Annotated in this window: 12 protein-coding genes and 1 pseudogene; 1 reads left to right on the top strand and 12 read right to left on the bottom strand. The window is 68.6% G+C overall.

Features of this window, described 5'->3' with window-relative positions:
* Window positions 1-24: 24 nt before the first annotated feature.
* The 9 genes and pseudogenes from ACPCXD_RS06475 to ACPCXD_RS06515 all read right to left on the bottom strand — a co-directional run bounded on the left by ACPCXD_RS06475 (window position 25) and on the right by ACPCXD_RS06515 (window position 11,393).
* Window positions 25-465: a hypothetical protein gene (locus tag ACPCXD_RS06475; RefSeq protein ID WP_423658961.1), complete on the bottom strand. Its 441-nt coding sequence runs from the start codon at window positions 463-465 to the stop codon at window positions 25-27.
* On the bottom strand, window positions 455-1,477 hold the full coding sequence (locus ACPCXD_RS06480) for an NAD-dependent epimerase/dehydratase family protein (RefSeq protein WP_423658963.1): 1,023 nt from the start codon (window positions 1,475-1,477) through the stop codon (window positions 455-457). Before ACPCXD_RS06480 ends, ACPCXD_RS06475 begins: the two co-directional genes overlap by 11 nt.
* 74 nt (window positions 1,478-1,551) lie before the next feature.
* Window positions 1,552-2,460 carry a glycosyltransferase family 2 protein gene (locus ACPCXD_RS06485; protein WP_016691648.1) on the bottom strand — a complete coding sequence of 303 codons (909 nt, stop codon included), beginning with the start codon at window positions 2,458-2,460 and terminating at the stop codon, window positions 1,552-1,554.
* A gap of 318 nt (window positions 2,461-2,778) precedes the next feature.
* Window positions 2,779-3,651, bottom strand: a pseudogene (locus ACPCXD_RS06490) (thiolase family protein); the annotation flags it as partial.
* A 223-nt stretch (window positions 3,652-3,874) separates the two neighbouring features.
* Window positions 3,875-4,729, bottom strand: a complete 855-nt coding sequence (locus tag ACPCXD_RS06495) for a shikimate dehydrogenase (RefSeq protein WP_423658965.1) — start codon at window positions 4,727-4,729, stop codon at window positions 3,875-3,877.
* Window positions 4,719-6,665: an endolytic transglycosylase MltG gene (locus tag ACPCXD_RS06500; protein ID WP_423658967.1), complete on the bottom strand. Its 1,947-nt coding sequence runs from the start codon at window positions 6,663-6,665 to the stop codon at window positions 4,719-4,721. The genes ACPCXD_RS06495 and ACPCXD_RS06500 overlap by 11 nt, the downstream gene beginning before the upstream one ends.
* Window positions 6,662-7,180: a Holliday junction resolvase RuvX gene (ruvX, locus tag ACPCXD_RS06505; protein WP_423658969.1), complete on the bottom strand. Its 519-nt coding sequence runs from the start codon at window positions 7,178-7,180 to the stop codon at window positions 6,662-6,664. Before ruvX ends, ACPCXD_RS06500 begins: the two co-directional genes overlap by 4 nt.
* A gap of 2 nt (window positions 7,181-7,182) precedes the next feature.
* On the bottom strand, window positions 7,183-9,849 hold the full coding sequence (gene alaS, locus ACPCXD_RS06510) for an alanine--tRNA ligase (protein ID WP_423658970.1): 2,667 nt from the start codon (window positions 9,847-9,849) through the stop codon (window positions 7,183-7,185).
* A 131-nt stretch (window positions 9,850-9,980) separates the two neighbouring features.
* Window positions 9,981-11,393, bottom strand: coding sequence for a replication-associated recombination protein A (locus tag ACPCXD_RS06515; RefSeq protein WP_160874992.1), 1,413 nt, complete (start codon window positions 11,391-11,393; stop codon window positions 9,981-9,983).
* 95 nt (window positions 11,394-11,488) lie between these two features.
* On the opposite strand from ACPCXD_RS06515, the gene ACPCXD_RS06520 reads away from it, so the two are divergent.
* Complete coding sequence (locus ACPCXD_RS06520; RefSeq protein WP_016691641.1) at window positions 11,489-13,126, top strand: alkaline phosphatase D family protein; 1,638 nt, start codon at window positions 11,489-11,491, stop codon at window positions 13,124-13,126.
* 31 nt (window positions 13,127-13,157) lie between these two features.
* On the opposite strand, the gene ACPCXD_RS06525 is transcribed toward ACPCXD_RS06520, so the two are convergent.
* The 3 genes from ACPCXD_RS06525 to aspS form a co-directional block, all read right to left on the bottom strand.
* Window positions 13,158-14,321: a kinase gene (locus ACPCXD_RS06525; protein WP_026061028.1), complete on the bottom strand. Its 1,164-nt coding sequence runs from the start codon at window positions 14,319-14,321 to the stop codon at window positions 13,158-13,160.
* A gap of 204 nt (window positions 14,322-14,525) precedes the next feature.
* Window positions 14,526-14,795, bottom strand: coding sequence for a DUF4235 domain-containing protein (locus ACPCXD_RS06530; protein WP_006551422.1), 270 nt, complete (start codon window positions 14,793-14,795; stop codon window positions 14,526-14,528).
* Window positions 14,796-14,976: 181 nt separating this feature from the next.
* A complete protein-coding gene (gene aspS, locus ACPCXD_RS06535) occupies window positions 14,977-16,764 on the bottom strand; it encodes an aspartate--tRNA ligase (protein WP_016691638.1) in 1,788 nt (595 codons plus the stop codon).
* Window positions 16,765-16,792 lie beyond the last annotated feature (28 nt).

The following is a 16,792-nucleotide window of genomic DNA, read 5'->3' on the forward strand; positions in this document are numbered from 1 at the left end:
GAACATCAGGGACGAGGGGGACCGTCACCCGGGCAGACAGGGTGGACGGAGCCCGTCTCCGGCATCCGGCCGGTCGATGTCCGATCGTCCTCCGGGCAACAGCCACAACAGACCCACTGCGAGGGCGACGGCGACGACACCGCCGAACGGCGACCAGACGTCGGCGGACAACATCGTCTGTGCGATCAGGGCATTGACAGCGACCGCGCCTGCACCACCCACGAGCAGCGCAAGGGTGAGGCCGAGTCCCGGGAGGAGCCGGACGAGCGCGGCCGTGGGAGCCGCGAGGAGGAACGCCACGACGACACCCCGGTCCCACAGACCTGCGGACTGGGAGACGTTCAGGGCGAGCGCGAGTCCGCCGAGTGCCGTCACCGCAGCGGCGAGCACCCGGTGGCGCGGTGACGGGCACTGTCGTGGCGGACGCAGAACTACGACGAGTCTGCCGCCGAGATCACGAGGCACTGCGGGCCTCCTCTCCGACGGGGCACCCGACGACCGGATCGGCCGGCGACACCGGTTCCGGCAGGGCACGCAGCCACTGCGCGGTGCGTCGGATGCCCTCGACAAGGTCGACGACAGGCGCCCACCCGAGATCCCTTCTCGCCCTTCCTATGTCCGAAGACGGGAGGTGCGGATCGTCAGCGAAAGGCTCGGCGAACCCGGACGGATCCGGGATCTGTGGCGAGAACGCGAGCAACCGGTGCACCTCGGCGATCGTGGTCGATCGCCCGCTCGCGATCACATAACTGCCCGTGAGAGAAACGGGAGCCTGCCCGGCACGCACGAACGCGTCGACGACGTCGTCCACGTACACGTAGTCGCGCACGGCGGTCCCGTCCCCACCCGCCTCCGTAGGACGACCGTCGGCGAGCGCGCCCCCGACGAACGCGATCGCCCCCGGTCTCCCACGTGGATCCTGCCGTGGTCCGTACACATCGGCCAGTGCCAGACTGATCGGGGTCAGTCCGTACATGTCCGCGTACGCACCCAGGTAGAACTCGCCGGCGCGCTTCGCCGCCGCATAGGGGGAGCGCGGAGCCGGGGACGAGCACTCCTCCTCCTGCAGGTGGTGCGGCGTGCCGTACCACGACTCCGCCGAGGAGGCGTAGACGATTCTGCGCACCCCCGCTCGCCTGCTCGCCTCGCAGACATTGATCGTGCCGAGCACATTGGTGCGCGCATCGAATAAAGGATCGACCACCGACCTCCGCAGATCCACCTGCGCCGCCAGATGGAAGACGACATCCGGGTTGAAGCCCGCGACGACATCGACGAAGTCGGGATTCCCGATGTCGATCCTCACCAGGGTGAAGCGACCGGAACGTGCAGCCTCGCCACCGCGAGCGAGATCCAGATTGGCAGCATCACCCGAGTGGAGATTGTCGACTCCGGCGACCTGGTGCCCCTCGGAGAGAAGCCGGTCGACCAGCGTGGAGCCGATGAATCCCGCGGCGCCCGTGACCAGTGCTCGCATGACTCACTCCCCTGTTCCGCGCCGGATGTCGACCGGTGGCGGGGCGGGATCCGATGCGAGCATGACGAATCCGCTCATCGCGCGGGCGGGCCGGCAGGGGCGAGCTGCACATCGTTGCCGAAGGACAGAGCCCGTGCAAGGTGCGCTGCAAGTCCGGAGTCGTGACCCCGCAGAACGGTGCGCAACACCCGGACGCCGTCGCGGATCGCGTGGAGATTCGACTTCCCGGAACGCCTCGGCATCTCCAGACTCGGCACTTCTGCGATTCGAAGCCCGCCCTGCATGGCGTTCACGACCATCTCCGCCTCGATCTCGAAACCCGATGCGGACAGTGACAACAGGTCGAGGTAGCGCCGATGGAACGCACAGAAGCCGTAGCACAGGTCGGTGAGCTCGGCGTCGTAGAGGCTGTTGAACACTCGCAACAGGAATCGATTGCCGAGCCTGCGGAACGCGGTGATGTCCAGCGACCCGCCCCCGACGATGAAGCGCGATCCCTTGACGAAGTCGTATCCGTTGGTGAGGAAGTGGAGATAGTGCCGGATCTCTTGGGGCGCCATGCTGCCGTCGGCGTCCATCATGACGATGATGTCGCCGGTGGCGGCAAGGAATCCGGTTCGGAGCGCACTGCCCTTCCCCGTGCCCTCCTGAGCTACCACCTTGATGTCGGGCCGGCAACGACTGGCAGTGATGAGTGTCGCGTCGGTCGAATTCCCGTCGACGAGGATGATCTCGTGGACGTCGTCGACGATGTGCTCGAGCACCCATGCGATGTTCCGCGCCTCGTTCCTGACCGGGATGATCAGGCTGACGGTCGCGGCCGATTCCGGGTCGGCCGCGCGGGTCCGCTGAGGACGACGACCGTCGATGTTCTGGTGGACGGCACGTGCCGGGTCGTCCACCCGGAGTTCTACTGTCGTATTCGCCGGACGCACCGGCGAGGCGTTCTTCAACGATCCGTTCTGTGCGCTTGTCTCGGTCATGTCGGACTCCCATCCGTTCTCGGTAGGCGTGACGAGGGGTGCGTCGTTACGGGCACCGGCAGGCGCATGCCCGATCGGAGCTCCGGTCGGGCTGCCGCTATGGCTCTGCTGCATCATCACGCACCACCCAGTTGAGAAAAGCTGGCTTTAGCCTTTCGCCTATGCGCTATTAGACCACTGAAACAGTCCTGTAGTTGGTTTTCTTCCGATAAATCTAGGTAGCAGTCTGATCAACGTAGAAGACCAGGGATGGTACTTGAACAAGAACTGCCCATCCGAGGAAGTACCTCGGATGGGCAGGAGCGCGTTGACCTCGCCTTATTTCACATCGGTGAGCTCGAGGATGGTGGCGTTGGCCTGTCCACCACCCTCGCACATGGTCTGCAGGCCGTACCGGAGGTTGTTGCGGCGCATGTGGAAGATCATGTCGGTGAGGATGCGGGCACCGGAACCACCGAGCGGGTGACCGAGGGCGATCGCACCACCGTTGGGGTTCAGCTTGTCCTCGGGTGCGCCGATCTCCGTCTGCCACGCCATGGGCACCGGAGCGAACGCCTCGTTGACCTCGAAGACGCCGATCTCGTCGACGGACAGGCCGGACTTCGCGAGCGCCTTCTCCGTCGCCGGGATGGGTGCGGTGAGCATGATGACCGGGTCGGAGCCGGTCACGACGGCAGTGTGGATCTTCGCGAGCGGGGTGAGACCGTGCTTCGCGGCGGCCTCCTCGCTCATGATGAGCAGTGCGGCGGACCCGTCGGAGATCTGCGAGGAGTTCCCGGCGTGGATGACGCCGTCCTCCTTGAAGACGGTCTTCAGGCCGGCGAGCTTCTCGACGGTGGTGCCGCGACGAATGCCCTCGTCCTGGGAGACCACAGTTCCGTCCGGGGTGGTCACCGGCACGATCTGGTCGGCGAACAGCCCGGCGTCCTGGGCGGCGGCGGCGCGTTCGTGCGAACGCGCGGAGAAGGCGTCCACGTCGGTGCGGCTCAGGCCCCACTTCTCGGCGATCATCTCGGCACCGATGCCCTGGTTCGGCCGCACCCCGTCGTACCGCTCGAGAAAGGCCTCGGGGTAGGGCGACCCGCCCACGGAGGTCGAGGTACCCATGGGCACCCGCGACATCACCTCGACGCCACCGGCGACGACGACGTCGTAGTGTCCCGCTTCGACGCTCGCGATCGCGAAGTTCAGACAGACCGCCGTTCCTCCTACCGACAGGCGTACGCACGGCCTGGACGATTACTGCACTCATGTTTGCTCCTTCTCGACCCGCAGGCGACAGCGGTGACGGCCGTCACGGCCGTCGGACGGGTCCGACACTACTTCGCGAAGGGGCCGGAAAGTGCTTGTGGACCATTCTTGTTCGGTATCGGACCCCTCACCCGTATCTATGGATCGAGGAGCGCGCGAATTCTCAGGCCGGGTGCGGAGAATTCAGGTCGAGTCCGACGGCGCGCGCCATCTCCGCGTGCGGGGCGGAGAGACCCGTGAACTGCTCGACCTGCCCGAAGGCCTGGTTCAACAGCATGTGCAGACCGCTGACGACGCGGACGCCGCGCGCCTCGGCCGCTGCCGCGAGCGGCGTGGGCCAAGGGTCGTAGATCGCGTCGAGGATGCACGGGGCCTGTGCGAGAGCCTCCGCGTACGGCGCCGCCGCGGGTGCGGGCACGGTGCTCACGAGCGCTCCGGCCTCGGCGCAGACCCGGCCGAGTTCGGGTGCGTCGAACGACAGCCATCGGGCCTCGATGTCGTCGTCGAGACAATCGAACGTCGCTCGGGCCTTCTCCTCGGACCGAGCGACCACGGTCACCGAGCGCACACCGAGGTCGGTGAGACCGACGAGCGCCGGCCGCGCGGTACCACCCGAGCCCACGACGACCGCCGCCGCGTCGGACAGATCACCGACGCCGGCCGAGCGCAGTGCTCCGGACACGCCGTCGACGTCGGTGCAGTCGGCACGCCACCCGTTCTCGATGCGCACGAGGGTGTTCGCCGAGCCGATCCTCACGGCCCGCTCGGTGCGTTCGGTGGCGAACTCGAGCGCCGCGAACTTGCCGGGCATCGTCACCGACAGACCGACCCATTCCTCACCGAGTGAGGACACGAGTCCCGGTAGTTGTTCACCGGTGCATTCGATGCGTTCGTAGGTCCACTCGGCGAGCCCGAGGGCCCGGTACGCTGCGAGATGCAACAGGGGCGACTTCGAGTGCGCGATGGGTTTCCCGAGGACCGCCGCCCTCCGGACACCCGACTTCGGATCAGCGGCCACTGTCGAGGATCCCGCTCGCGAGTGCCAGTTCGGTGTTCTGCAGGTGCTCCTCGTAGGAGTTCGCGAAGAGCGTGGTGCCCTTGTCGTCGATCGTCACGAAGTAGATCCATTCCCCCGGTTCCGGGTTCTCCATCGCCTGCAGCGCGCCGATGCTCGGTGACGAGATGGGCGTCGCCGGAAGACCGACCATGGCGTAGGTGTTCCAGGGGGTCACCCGCGCGCGGTCGGCGTCGGTGGTCGCGAGTTCGGTCTCGTCGAGCTCGTAGTTGACGGTCGAATCGAACTGGAGCATCTGGTCGATGTCGAGGCGGTTGAGGATCACGCGCGCGACCTTCGCGAAATCCTGTGGCAGGGCCTCGCGTTCGACGAGCGATGCGGAGATGAGCATCTCGTACGGGGTCAGCCCCACCCGTGCGGCCGCGTCGGTGATCCCCGTCGCGTCGTAACTCGCAGCGCTTTCCGACACCAGGCGGGCAAGGATCTCGACGGGTTCGGCCGTCGGATCGAAATCCCAGCTGCCCGCGGCGATGAGGCCTTCGAGCTGCCGCCTGCGGTCGGGCACGTTCGCCACCGCGTCGCGCGCCCATTCCGGAACGCCGAGTGCCTGCAGGTCCGGGGTGGCACCGGCCGCGTCGAGTTCCTCGTAGGTGACGCAGTTCTCGGCGGCCGGATCGCCGTGGCAGCTCGCCTCCGCGATGAGTGTGTAGATGCCCTTGCGGACGGCACCGGTATTGACGTCGCGGATGTCGTGGAGCTGACGTCCCTCGGAGATCACGAGCGCACCGACCCGGCTGGCCGGGTCGACGAGCGCGGCGACGGCGTCGACGGCCGGGATGTTCGTGGCCACCTGGTAGAAGCCGGGCTGCAGCGAGTTCATCCCCGAGTTCTGCACGGCCGCTTCGTAGAAGGCGGCGGAGCTCGCGACGACTCCCTTGTCGACGAACTCGCTGCCGATCTCCCCGGCGGTCTCGCCCGGGTTGACCTGGACGACGACGGCAGGTCCGGGAGGTCCCGTGAAGTCCGGCGGAAGGTTCGTGCCGAGGAACCGGTCGTAGGCGAGATAACCGCCGCCCACGACGACGAGCAGGAGCACGGCGGCGGCGAGCGCGCCCACGACCCGTCCGCGTTTCTTGCGCCTGCTCGCCTTCGGATCGCGGCGTGCAGCGCGTTCCGAACCACCGACCGCGACGGGGACCGCACGTTGCTCGGCGGTGATCTCCTCCGCTGCGACCGCGTCGTCGGCGGGGTCGTCGTCGCGGTGGCCGTCACGGTTCGCGTCGCGTGCGGCGTAGGAGTATCCGCCCGGGTACTCGTCGTCGAGATGTCCACCCTCGGGGTGATCGGCCGGAGCGTATCCGGGATCGGTGTCGGTCGATCCGTCCTGCTCGTACCCGGATCCTGCGTAGCCCCCGTCGCCGTAGCCCTGCTCGGCATAGCCCTGCTCGGCATAGCCCTGCTCGGCATAGCCCTGCTCGGCATAGCCCTGCTCGGCGTACCCCTGCTCGACGTACCCCTGCTCGACGTACCCCTGCTCGACGTACCCCTGGTCCGCATAACCCTGTTCGGCGTAACCCTGTTCCGGGTGACCGGGCGGCGGGCCGTCGAACACACCCGGCTCGAAGTTCAGGACCGTGGTCTCGTGATCGTCCGGATCGGGTCGACGGGCCTCCGGGGTCTCACCCGGGGCGCCCTCGTACGCACCACCGCCGTACGGGTCGTGCCCGTACGCATCGTGACCCCGGGGGCCGGATGCGTACGGATCGTCGTACCGGTACCGCGGGTCGGATCGATACGGATCCTGGGATCCGGTGCGATACGGATCCTCTGCTCCGGTGCGATCGACCGGCGGTTGCGTGTACCCACCGGCATAGGGATCCGCGAACAGATCCTCCCGTGCGTTCTCCGAATGGTCGTCGTGTCGTCCGTGCCGGCTCACCGGCTGCCCCCCGCGTCACGCCCCGACTCGTTCACTACCGAACTCCGCTCGTCCAACCAACCCTGCAAGATGGCCACGGCGGCAGCCTGGTCGATGACCGGCCGCGCACCTCGCGCACTCACCCCGCTCTCGCGGAGGGCGCGCGCCGCAGTGACCGTCGTGAAGCGTTCGTCGGCCATGCGCACAGGAACGTCGGGTAGGGCACGGCGAAGTCGGCGCGCGAAGTCGCTCGCCAGTTTCGCAGCCTTGCCGGGCTCACCGCGCAGTGTCTGCGGCAGCCCGACGATAACCTCAACAGCCTCGTATTCCCTAACGATCTCGACGATGCGCCGGATATCGGGTGCGTCGGGTCCGCGTTCCTTGGACCGCGGCACCGTCTCGACCGGGGTGGCGAGGATGCCGTCGGGGTCGCTGGAGGCGACCCCGATCCGGACGCTGCCGACGTCGACTGCGATGCGGCGACCACGGCCGGGATCGTCCACTCCGGGACGATCGGGGCGCGGCGGTTCGGCCACGCTCAGCCGGCCAGCTCGCTCAGGCGGGCACGGAAGGCATCGAGTGCGGCCGGGATACCGGCCGGATCCGACCCTGCACCCTGCGCCATGTCGGGCTTGCCGCCACCGCGACCACCGATCGCGGGACCGAAGCTCGCAACGAGGTCGCCTGCCTTGATGCCCTTCTCCTGCGCTGCCTTGGTGGTGGCGACGACGAAGGGCACCTTGCCGCCGGCGTTGCCGAGCAGCAGCACCACGGCGGGCTCGGTGCCGAGCCGGCCACGGACGTCGGATGCGAGTGTGCGCAGGTCGTTGCCGGCGACACCCTCAGGGGCGGCGTCGGCCACGACGAGCACGTCACCGACGCGCTGCGCCTTGCCCACGTACGTTCCGGCTGCGGCGGCGACGTTCGCGGCGCGGGTCTTCTCGAGTTCCTTCTCGGCGGCCTTGAGCCGGTCGAGCAGGGCCTCGACACGTCCGGGCACCTCCTCCGAGGGAACCCTCAGGGTCGAGGACAGGCCCGCGAGCAGCGCGCGTTCCTTCGCCAGGTGGCGGTAGGAGTCGAGACCGACGTACGCCTCGACGCGGCGGATACCGGAACCGACGGACTGCTCACCGAGGAGCGTGACGGTGCCGACATGCGAGGAGTGCTGCACGTGCGTGCCACCGCACAGCTCCATCGAGAACGGCCCACCGATCTCGACGACGCGGACCTCGTCGCCGTAGTTCTCGCCGAACAGGGCCATCGCACCCATCTTCTTGGCCTTGTCGAGGTCGGTGACGAAGGTGTTGACGGGATAGTTCGCCGCGACGGCCTCGTTGGTGACGGCCTCGATGTCCTGCTTCTGCTGCTCGGACAGGGCGCCGGGCCACGAGAAGTCGAAGCGCAGGTAGCCGGGCTTGTTGAGCGAACCGGCCTGCACGGCGTTGGGGCCGAGCACCTCGCGCAGCGCGGCGTGGACCAGGTGGGTGCCGGAGTGGCCCTGGGTGGCGCCCTTGCGCCACTCGGGATCGACCTGCACGAGGACGGCGTCGCCTTCGACGACCTGACCCTCGAGCACCGTGACCTTGTGCGTCCACAGCTGCTTGGCGATCTTCTGGACGTCGTCGACCTTGATCTTCAGGCCGGGGCCGGTGATGGTGCCGATGTCGGCGATCTGACCGCCGGACTCCGCGTAGAGGGGGCTGCGGTCGAGGATGAGCTCGACCTGCTGGCCCGCGCTCGCCGCGTGCAGGCGCTCGCCACCGGTGATGACGGCGAGCACGTGCGCCTCGGTCACCAGCTCGCTGAAGCCGGTGAACTCGGTGGGACCGCGGTCGAGGAGTTCCTTGTAGACGGTCAGGTCGGCGTGGGCGTGCTTGCGGGCGCGGGCGTCGTCCTTGGCGCGCTGGCGCTGCTCGGCCATCAGCGACCGAAAGCCCTCCTCGTCGACGGTCAGGCCCGCCTCGGCCGCCATCTCGAGGGTGAGATCGATCGGGAATCCGTAGGTGTCGTGGAGGGTGAACGCCTCGGTGCCACCGAGCACGTTGCTGCCCTGCGACTTCACGGTCTCGACGGCGCCTTCGAACAGCTTGCTGCCGGTACCGAGGGTCTTGAGGAAAGCCGTCTCCTCGCCTACCGCGACGGTCTCGATGCGCGAGAAGTCGGTGTCGAGTTCGGGATAGGACGGGGCCATGGTGTCGCGCACGACCGCCATGAACTCGCGCATGGTGGGCTTGTCGGCGCCGAGCAGACGCGCCGAGCGCACGATGCGGCGGAGCAGACGGCGCAGCACGTAGCCGCGGCCGTCGTTGCCGGGGTTGACGCCGTCGACGATGAGCATCGCCGCGGTGCGGGCGTGGTCGGCGATGACGCGGAAACGCACGTCGTCGTCGTGCTTCGCACCGTAGACGGCGCCGGTGAGTTCGGCGGCCTTGTCGATCACCGGGCGCAGCAGGTCGGTCTCGTAGACGTTCTCGACGCCCTGGAGCAGGAAGGCGACGCGCTCGACACCCATGCCGGTGTCGATGTTCTTCTTCGGCAGCGGGCCGAGGATCGGGTAGTCGTCCTTCGCACCGCCCTCACCGCGCTCGTTCTGCATGAACACGAGATTCCAGATCTCGATGTAGCGGTCCTCGTCGGCCTCGGGGCCGCCTTCGACGCCGTAGGCGGGGCCGCGGTCGTAGAAGATCTCGGAGCACGGGCCGCACGGTCCGGGGATGCCCATCGACCAGTAGTTGTCCTTCATGCCGCGACGCTGGATGCGTTCCTCGGGCACGCCGACCTTGTCGCGCCAGATCGAGAACGCCTCGTCGTCGTCGAGATAGACCGTCGCCCACAGCTTCTCGGGATCGATGCCGTAGCCGCCGTCCTCGACGGAGCCGGTGAGCAGCGACCACGCGAAGGTGATGGCCTCTTCCTTGAAGTAGTCGCCGAACGAGAAGTTGCCGGCCATCTGGAAGAAGGTGTTGTGGCGGGTGGTCTTGCCGACCTCCTCGATGTCGAGGGTGCGCACACACTTCTGCACCGACGTGGCGCGGGTGTAGGGCGGGGTCTGCTGACCGAGGAAGTAGGGCACGAAGGGGACCATGCCGGCGTTGACGAACAGCAGGTTGGGATCGGCGAGGATCAGCGACGCGCTGGGCACCTCGGTGTGTCCCGCCTTCACGAAGTGATCGAGAAAGCGCCTGCGGATCTCGTGGGTCTGCACGTCGATGGTCCTTTGTGGTCTGGCGATGGTGTGAACTACCCGGGACGGGCGGTCGATCCTGTCGATCGGCCGTTCTTCAGCTTATCGCGCCGCCCGAAGTGGCCTCGGTACGGCGCCGTGAGTACTCGGCGTCACCGCTCACCGCGCACGATGCGGCGCAGCTTGGGCAGGCGGGCCGACAGCTCCCGCTCCACGCCGCGGCCGGTCGGCTCGTAGTAGTCGACGCCGACCAGCTCGTCCGGGGCGTACTGCTGCGCGAGCACGCCGTCCGGGTGCGCGTGCGGGAACTTGTAGCCGATCGCGTTGCCGAGCTTCTGCGCGCCCTGGTAGTGCCCGTCGCGCAGGTGCGCGGGTACCGGACCGGCCTTGCCGGCCCTCACGTCGGCGATCGCGGCGCCGAGGGCGGCGGTGACCGATCCCGACTTGGGGGCGGTGGCGATGTGGATGGTGGCCTGGGCGAGTGCGAGCTGGGCTTCGGGCATCCCGACCTGCTGCACGACCTGCGCGGCGGCGACCGCCGTCTGCAGAGCGGTGGGATCGGCCATGCCCACCTCCTCGCTGGCCTGGATCATCAGGCGACGGGCGATGAAGCGCGGGTCCTCCCCCGCGACGATCATCCGTGCCAGATAGTGCAGGGCCGCGTCGACGTCGGAGCCGCGCAGCGACTTGATGAAGGCGCTCGCGACGTCGAAGTGCTGGTCGCCGTCGCGGTCGTAGCGGACGGCGGCCTCGTCGATGCTCGACTCCACGGTCGCGAGGTCGATGACGGCCGCGTCGCCACCGGAGACGGCGAGCGCGGTGTCGGCGGAGGCCTCGAGCGCCGTCAGGGCGCGGCGGGCGTCGCCGCCGGCGAGCCGGACGAGGTGGTCGAGGGCGTCGTCGTCGATCTCGACCGCACCGGCGAGTCCACGGGCGTCGGTGCGCGCGCGTTCGAGCAGGGCCCGGATGTCGTCCGGCCCGAGCGGCTGCAACTGGAGCACCAGCGAGCGCGACAGCAGCGGGGCGACCACCGAGAACGACGGGTTCTCGGTCGTCGCGGCGACGAGCAGCACGATGCGGTTCTCGACCGCGGCGAGCAGCGCGTCCTGCTGGGTCTTCGAGAAGCGGTGGACCTCGTCGATGAACAGCACGGTCTGTTCGCCGTGGGTGAGGCGCCGGCGTGCCAGATCGATGACGGCACGCACGTCCTTGACGCCCGCCGACAGGGCGGACAACGCTTCGAACCGGCGTCCGGTGGCCCCGGAGATCAGCGAGGCCAGGGTCGTCTTCCCGGTACCGGGCGGACCGTAGAGCACGACGGAGGCCGCACCCGATCCCTCGACGAGCCGCCGCAGCGGCGCTCCCGGTTCGAGCAGGTGCTGTTGTCCGACCACCTCGTCGAGACTCGCCGGTCGCATGCGCGCAGCGAGGGGCGCGTTCGCGCCGCCGGCCGCGACGGGTTGCCGGCGGACCTGCGGTTCGTCCTCGGGTTCCGGTTCGCGTGGCGCCTCGAACAGGGCGTCCGGTTCGGCAGACGGGTCGTTCGCCCCGAAAAGATCACTCACACATCCGACGCTACAAGCTCGCGCCGACGCCCGGTCGACGGCGGTGTTCGTCGTTCGTATGGACGGATGACCGACCGTGTGGTCGGATCTTGGTCGTGGCCACGACACCGTCCGCCGATCATGTGTCCCGCCGCGCCGTGCTCCGGTCGTCGATCCTCGCCGCCGGTGTTGCGGCCTTCGCCTCGACCACGCAGCACGCGCAGGCGTCCCCCGCCGTCTTCGCGCACGGCGTCGCGTCGGGAGATCCGTTGCCCGACGCGGTGATCCTGTGGACGCGGGTGACACCCTCGCCGGAGGCGACACCCGGCTCGGGTGCGGGACCGGACGTCCCGGTCACCTGGGAGCTCGCCCGCAGCAGCAGCTTCGACGCGGTGGTCGCAAGCGGGACCGCGACGGCGAGTTCCGTCTCCGACCACACGGTCAAGGTCGACGCCCGCGGGCTCGCACCGGGAACGACCTACTTCTATCGATTCCGCGCCGGCGGCGCCGTCTCCCTGACCGGCAGGACGTCCACCGCCCCCTCGCACGACGCTGCGGTCGGACGCCTGCGCTTCGGGGTCGTGTCGTGCGCCGACTGGGAGGGCGGCTTCTTCTCCTCCTACCGCCACCTCGCTGCACGCGACGATCTCGACGCCGTGATGCACCTCGGCGACTATCTGTACGAATACGCGGCGGGGAAGTTCCCCGTCGCCGGCGGCCGGGGCGTCCGGACGCACGAGCCCGCCCACGAGATCGTGAGTCTCGCCGACTACCGCATCCGGCACGCGCAGTACAAGACCGACCCGAACCTGCAGGCACTGCACGCGAAGGTGCCGTGGATCGTGATCTGGGACGACCACGAGGCGGCGAACGACGCGTGGGCGGGAGGGGCGGAGAACCACGATCCGCTCGTCGAGGGCGACTGGGCCTCCCGCAAGGCCGCATCGGTGCAGGCCTACGACGAGTGGATGCCCGTGCGTCCGAACGGCGGCCGATTCTACCGGCGTCTGCGGTACGGACAGCTCGCCGAACTGTCGATGCTGGATCTGCGGAGCTACCGTTCCCGGCAGGTCCTCGCAGTCGGACGGCAGGTCGACGATCCGGGTCGCACGATGACCGGACGGGACCAGATGGAGTGGCTCACCGCCGGCCTGACGACCTCCCCCACCCGATGGCAGTTGATCGGCAATTCGGTGATGTTCTCGCCGATCGTGTTGCCGCCCCTCGATCCGCGGACCACCGGAGCACTGACCGAACTCGTCGGAGTGCCGGCCGGAGGTGTGCCCTTCAACACCGATCAGTGGGACGGCTACACCGCCGACCGCCGGCGGTTGATGGACACCATCACGGCGGCGGGACTGCGCAACGTCGTCTTCCTCACCGGCGACATCCACACCTCCTGGGCGATGGACGTCCCGGTGGACGCCGCCGACTATCCGGGTGCGGGCACCGTCGCCACGGAGTTCGTGGTTCCGTCGGTGACGTCGGCGAACATCGACGAGTTGCTCGGCGTGCCCCCGCGTAGCCTGTCTCCCGCGCTGGAGGCGACGGCGACCGCGGCCAACCGGCACGTGCGGTTCGTCGAACTGGATTCGCACGGTTACGGCGTACTCGACGTGACTCCCGAGGCGACACAGATGGAGTGGTTCTTCATCGGCGACCGCACGGATCCGAACACGGCCGCGCGTCGCGTCGCGGGATACCGGGTGGCCGACGGCGCGACGAGGATCGAGCCCGCCGCTCCGCTGGTGTAGACGCCGGTCGGCGCCTGCCGGATCGACCGCGCTAGCCGGCGGCGCGGTCCTCGAGGTGGGCGAGCACGTCGCGGGCGTGTGCGGCGACGTCGTCGTGGCATGTCGCGGTGGCGAACTCGGCGAGCAGCGACCAGCGGGCGCGGAGCGCGGGGATGCGCGGCACCGACAGTCCGTGTTCGCGTACCGAGGCGATCCGGGCATGATCCTCGGGCAGGAACAGGTGCGTGCTCAGCCAGATGCACGCGAGAAGGGCGTCGAGCAGCCGCTCCTCGAGTACCTCGTCGTAGGCCAGCTGCGGCCACATGGCGACGACCTCGGCGCGCCACGCGTCGGCCATCGCACGGATGCGATCGACGGACAGCGGCACCGAGCACAGGCACAGCGGGAAGGAGCTGAGGGCGTACGCGATGTCGAGGGTCGCGTCGCGGAAGCCGCCCCATTCGTAGTCGAGGAACTGCACGCCCTCGTCGCCGACCACGATGTTGTCGGGGCACAGGTCGGACGGGCTGAAGGCCCGGAAACGACCGCCGGTGAAGAGCTTGGACGCCCGCTCGGCACGCTCGCGTACCGACTCGGGCACCGACAGACCGAAGTCGGCCTCGAGGAGCTCGGGCACGCCCCGCACGGCGTCGAGAGCCTGCTGGGACACGGCGTCGGCGACCCGCGCGACGTCGGCGCGACGCAGCAGCGCCGCGAAGTCCTCCTCGCGGCCGACGGTCGCGGCATGCATGCGCCCGAGTGCCTGGGCCAGGGCCATCAGAGTGTTCCCGGCGGCCTCGGAACTGTTGCGCAGCACCTCCGACAGCGTGGTCGCGTCGCCGAGATCGCTGAGGACCAGCAGGCGGGCGTCGAAGTCGTAGGCGAGCAGTTCGGCGCCCGGACGGTGATCCTTCGCCAGGGCCGTCGTGAACTGGTAGGAGACCGCCTCGCGGAGGAAGGCGATCTGCTCGTCCGTCTCGGAACCGCGGAAGTCGACGTGGCCGGTGCCACGCGAGGGCGGTACCTGCTTGAGGACGAGGGTGCGCGGGAGCGAGAACGGATTGGCGGCCACTCGTACCCGTACGACCACCGAGCGGCCACTGCCCCCGAGATCCACGGGATCGGTCAGGGTCACCGTGGCGCCGGTACGGCGGGTGAGCAGCGCTTCGGCGGCGTGAACCACCTCGGACACGGGGTCTGCCAATGTTGCGGTCATCACTGCCCAATCTACAGGTTCCCGGTCACGACGAGGTCGTCCACAATGCTCGGATCGAGCAGGACCTTCCTCACCCGCGCCCGGCCCACCAGGTCGCTATTGTCTGCTTTGCGAGGGAAAATCGCTGTTCATGCGGGCGTGTCCCCGTCCGCGCCCCGGCAACTCCGCGCTTCGGGCACCGATCACGATCGGGACACGTCACGATCATTCGGGTGAAACGTGTGTCACCTTCTGAAAACCACGGGCCGTACCGCGGTCCACCGCAGCCTTCACGACACCGAAGATCAGACCCTGGAGGGCAGCCGCGATCAGCACGTCCCGGGTGCGCTGCGACAGATCCTGGGGTTCGGGCCGTTCGTCACTGCCGCCGACCTTCTTCCACACCTGGTTGAAGACGGCTCCGGCGAGGATGCCGCCTCCCACACTGGCTGCGAGAGCGAGCGGCTTGTAGAAGATCACGCGTGCGTCGGCCATGGATACCTCCTCGATCCGTCGCCCCCGTTGGCGCCGGACCGACGGAGTACCCGGGCTCGATCCTCACAAACCTCATCGGGCCCACGAACCTCACCCGGGAACACCGCCGGACGGCACACACGACGGCGCGGCGCCCCCGTCCGGAGACGGGCGACACCGCGCCGTCGACAGCTACGGGTGATCAGGCCTTGTCGGTGCCCTCGGTCTCGGGTTCGGGCACGAAGTCGATGCCCGTCTCCTTGCGCTGCTCCGGCGTGATCGGGCCGGGAGCATCGGTCAGCGGATCGACACCGCCACCGGACTTGGGGAACGCGATGACCTCGCGGATCGAGTCCACCCCGGCGAGCAGCGCGGTGATGCGGTCCCAGCCGAAGGCGATGCCGCCGTGCGGGGGCGCGCCGTACTTGAACGCCTCGAGCAGGAAGCCGAACTTCTCGTTCGCCTCCTCCTCCGAGATGCCCATCACCTTGAACACCCGCTCCTGGATGTCGGGGCGGTGGATACGGATCGAGCCGCCACCGATCTCGTTGCCGTTGCAGACGATGTCGTAGGCGTACGCCAGCGCCGAACCCGGATCGGTGTCGAAGGTGTCGATGTACTCGGGCTTGGGCGAGGTGAACGCGTGGTGCACCGCGGTCCACGCCGAGTGACCGAGGGCGACATCGCCACTCGCGGTCGCGTCGGCCGCCGGCTCGAACAGCGGGGCGTCGACCACCCACACGAACGCCCAGGCGTTCGGATCGATCAGATCGAGCTTGCGGGCGATCTCGTCGCGGGCCGCACCGAGCAGGGCGCGCATCTGCTTGGTCGGACCGGCGGCGAAGAAGATGCAGTCGCCGGGGTTCGCGCCCACGTGCGCGGCGAGGCCCTCGCGCTCGGCGTCGGTGAGGTTCTTGGCGACCGGACCGCTCAACGTGCCGTCCTCACCGACGAGCACATAGGCGAGGCCCTTGGCACCGCGCTGCTTGGCCCACTCCTGCCACGCGTCGAGCTGACGACGCGGCTGGCTCGCACCACCGGGCATGACGACGGCACCGACGTACTCGGCCTGGAAGACACGGAAGGTGGTGTCCTTGAAGAACTCCTTGCACTCCACGAGTTCGATGCCGAAACGCAGATCCGGCTTGTCGGTGCCGAAGCGGCGCATGGCCTCGGCGTAGGTCATCCGCGGGATCGGGGTCTCGAGTTCGTAGCCCACCAGACGCCACAGCGCGTGCAGCACCTCCTCGGCGAGGAGGATCACGTCGTCCTGGTTGACGAACGCCATCTCGATGTCGAGCTGGGTGAACTCGGGCTGACGGTCGGCGCGGAAGTCCTCGTCGCGGTAGCAGCGGGCGATCTGGTAGTAGCGCTCGATGCCACCGACCATGAGCAGCTGCTTGAACAGCTGCGGGGACTGCGGCAGAGCGTAGAAGTTGCCGGGCTGCAGACGGGCCGGGACCAGGAAGTCGCGCGCGCCCTCCGGCGTCGAGCGGGTGAGGGTCGGAGTCTCGACCTCCACGAACTCGTGGTGGGCGAGCACCGCGCGGGCCGCAGCGTTGACCTTGCTGCGCAGACGGATGGTCTTGCCGGGCTTCTCGCGACGCAGATCCAGGTAGCGGTACTTCAGGCGCGCTTCCTCGCCGACCTGGTCGTCGAGCTGGAACGGCAGCGGGGCGGCCTCGTTGAGAACCACGAGCTCGGAGGCGTCGACCTCGATCGCACCGGTCGGGATCTCGAAGTTCTGGTTGCCCTCGGGGCGGATGTCCACCTTGCCGGTGATCCGGACGCAGTACTCCGCGCGGAGCCGGTGCGCCTGCTCGAGGACGCCGGCGCTGCGGAAGACCACCTGCGATACACCCGAGGCGTCGCGCAGGTCGATGAAGATGACCCCGCCGTGATCGCGTCGCCGGGCAACCCAACCGGTGAGGGTGACTGTCTGCTCGGCGTGCTCGGCTCGCAACGAGCCGGCGAGATGGGTGCGCAGCACGGAATTCCTTTCGAAACGATCAGCGACG

The sequence above is a fragment of the Rhodococcus sp. AB351 genome (assembly GCF_049538275.1).
Taxonomy (GTDB): Bacteria; Actinomycetota; Actinomycetes; order Mycobacteriales; family Mycobacteriaceae; genus Rhodococcus.

Excerpts from the sequence above, each read along its gene's own strand:
- ACPCXD_RS06480 (WP_423658963.1), bottom strand. The coding sequence starts at position 1,477 with ATGCGAGCACTGGTCACGGGCGCCGCGGGATTCATCGGCTCCACGCTG.
- ACPCXD_RS06485 (WP_016691648.1), bottom strand. The coding sequence starts at position 2,460 with ATGACCGAGACAAGCGCACAGAACGGATCGTTGAAGAACGCCTCGCCG.
- ACPCXD_RS06525 (WP_026061028.1), bottom strand. The coding sequence starts at position 14,321 with ATGACCGCAACATTGGCAGACCCCGTGTCCGAGGTGGTTCACGCCGCC.
- ACPCXD_RS06530 (WP_006551422.1), bottom strand. The coding sequence starts at position 14,795 with ATGGCCGACGCACGCGTGATCTTCTACAAGCCGCTCGCTCTCGCAGCC.